This window comes from Neobacillus fumarioli NBRC 102428 (assembly GCF_001591485.1).
Classification (GTDB): Bacteria; Bacillota; Bacilli; order Bacillales; family Cytobacillaceae; genus Neobacillus; species Neobacillus fumarioli.
Genome location: NZ_BCUZ01000204.1, coordinates 1 through 2654, shown reverse-complemented (window position 1 = coordinate 2654; position 2654 = coordinate 1). Strand labels below are relative to the sequence as shown.

The following is a 2654-nucleotide window of genomic DNA, read 5'->3' as shown; positions in this document are numbered from 1 at the left end:
ACACTACCTTAAAAATAGGTAATCAAACTAGTCCGCATATACAAGTCTTTACATAGACTATTGATGTAACAAGACAAATTTAATTGGAGGTCATATAACGATGAAAAGAAATATAGGATTAGGTGGTTATCCATCCAATATCATGCCAAATCAGGTTGCTCCAATGCAGCCATTTCCTGGTCACTGTCCCCCGCAGCCTTGTCCACCTCAATACTGTCCGCCTCAAGTGTTCCCGGCACAGTATGATCCACCGCTTGTATCACCTGCACAGCAATATGTAAAAACCAATATATTTAATAAAGTCGTCCCACATGTTCATCCTTCTCATACCACAACCGTTAACAAGCTCATGGTGAATCATCAGCACTATTTTCCACACACAGAATCCTGTGTCAATGAATGCTGCGAAACACACACGATGTGCGGTATGCCGTATAATCCTTGCTGCCCATCAGGACCGTTTGGTTACTAGTTGACTTTACCCCCATCAATAGGATGGGGGTTTTTGCTAGAAATACAAAAAACGTTGTATTTACATAGTGATGGATGATAAGCTAAATGAAGAAATGAATCTTGTCTTTCCAGCAGAGGAGAATTGTAAATGATCTTTAGACAATCAGTGGAATCGGACATTCCTGGCATTATGGATATTATTCACCAGGCACAAGCTTACTTTAAAGAACAGGGAATCGATCAGTGGCAAAATGGATATCCAAACCGTGAAGTGATCTTGAACGATATCAAGAATCACTATGGATATGTCCTTTTAAACGATGATCGTATCGTTGGCACCTTGTCCGTTTCTTTTGACGGGGAGAAAACCTATGAGTCTATTTATCATGGTAATTGGATCAGCCATCAAGAATATGCTGTCATCCACCGGCTTGCGGTTGACTCGAACTTTAAAGGAACAGGCCTATCTTCGATTATGTTGAAACATATAGAGGAAATGTGTTTACAAAAGGGTGTCCACAGTATTAAATTAGATACCCATAAAGATAATCATTCCATGCAGAAGCTAGTGAAGAAAAATGGATTTCAATATTGCGGGATTATCTACTTACAGGATCAAAGCGAACGCATTGCGTTTGAAAAAATTTTAGAAGAATAAACAAAACAAGGAGCTGCGAGGCTCCTTGTTTAATAGATCACAACTGGTTCATATTGACTAAGATTGTTATATACTTCTTCCATGATATTTGTCGGTGTGTTGACACAGCCGCCCGAGCCATTATGAAGATAGGCAGTACTCGACCAATTCGTACGCCAACCGGCATCGTGGAACCCTTGCCCATCATCCGTAAACGGAGCCCAATAATTTACTTTCACTCGATAATGCGGCTGCCCATATTCACTGCCCTCGAGAATCGATGGGGATTTTTTATACAGGATAAACCATACTCCGGGATGGGTGTCTGCTCCGACATCATGTCTCCCGGTCACTACATTGGTCGTAAGGACCATCTTACCATTTTTATAAAGCCAAATCCGCTGTTCGGCGATTGATACTTCTGCATAGGTGTCGCCAATCCCGTTGTTTGTTGTGGTATTGAAACCTGTGGCCATGTGATCCCAGCCATTTCCATAAATATGGGAAGCTACCACTGTACTTTGCCCGTTTTCAAAGGCTTCTTGAATCTGTTTTGCTTCCTTTGCAACATTTAAAGCCCAACCATACGATTGGCCTTGAACCGTTATCACAGTACCCGAATGGGTTTTAAATAGGAAACTCTTATTTAAAGTAGATTGTGAAGCATTAATTTTAGCAATCTCATTTTGCATATCTTTTGGATCAATGCTCACTTTCCCGTCTTTTGAAATGGACGCATGTTTAATGACATCACTGCCTTTTAAAGGATAAACTTGATCTTGTACCTTATAATTCACGGTCCTTTGAAGAAGGGCTTGCAGTATTTGCTTCCCTTTTTGAATTTGCGGGTCATTTTCTTTAATAGGTTGTATGTATGCTGAATTCAGATGGATTTCACTCTTATATTCCTGCTTCTGATATTGTTGTAAGATTTCTTTCACATCATACTGCTTACCATCTATACTTTTCGTGACAATGATTTTACCGTCTTCCAGATGGACTCTGCATCTTTAGGTGCTTTTAAGTTTTTATTCATTTCATTCAGTTTTTCCTCTAATAGCTGTTTCATCGTTTGGCTTCGATACTGGTCTCCTGCACTTGGTAATAATGCATAATTCTCTTTCTTGGAAGAAGGGAAAAATGTCTGCTGTTTCGTTAATACTTTTTTAACCTCTGGCAAATCCCGATTCGTAAATGCCATCTTGGCATCGTTTCCATCGAAAACCAAGGTTTTCCCAAGATATACTTCATTTTTTATTATGGAAGATTCTAATTCCTTTAAAGCTTGATCTGCTGTCAGTCCGCCGACATTAACGCCATTGATTGTGATATAGGAATTGAAATGGGTTTTCTGATAATAGTAAAGACCACCCAATGCAAGTGCTCCGACAACTATTACACTCCCTACACCCATCTTCCAGTTGAGAAACCTTCTTGGCGGATTAAGCCTCGATTCTTCTATTTTTTCGACTTTTTCTTGAGCTGCACTTTCCAAAAACCATCCCTCCGTGAACACACACAAACATCAGTGTTTAAACATTCTACGTTGTTTCATTATACCTTA

At 39.7% G+C, this 2654-nt stretch carries 2 protein-coding genes and 1 pseudogene; 2 read left to right on the top strand and 1 reads right to left on the bottom strand.

Annotation, left to right across the window (positions count from 1 at the left end; genetic code table 11):
- Positions 1 to 100: 100 nt before the first annotated feature.
- Entirely contained in the window at positions 101 to 472 is a 372-nt protein-coding gene (locus BFU02S_RS16555) for a CotD family spore coat protein (protein ID WP_439951019.1), read from the top strand.
- A gap of 129 nt (positions 473 to 601) precedes the next feature.
- On the top strand, positions 602 to 1111 hold the full coding sequence (locus tag BFU02S_RS15520; protein ID WP_066372623.1) for a GNAT family N-acetyltransferase: 510 nt from the start codon (positions 602 to 604) through the stop codon (positions 1109 to 1111).
- Positions 1112 to 1140: 29 nt separating this feature from the next.
- Here BFU02S_RS15520 and BFU02S_RS15515 read toward each other — a convergent pair.
- Positions 1141 to 2504 (bottom strand): annotated as a pseudogene (locus BFU02S_RS15515) (L,D-transpeptidase family protein).
- Positions 2505 to 2654: the final 150 nt, after the last annotated feature.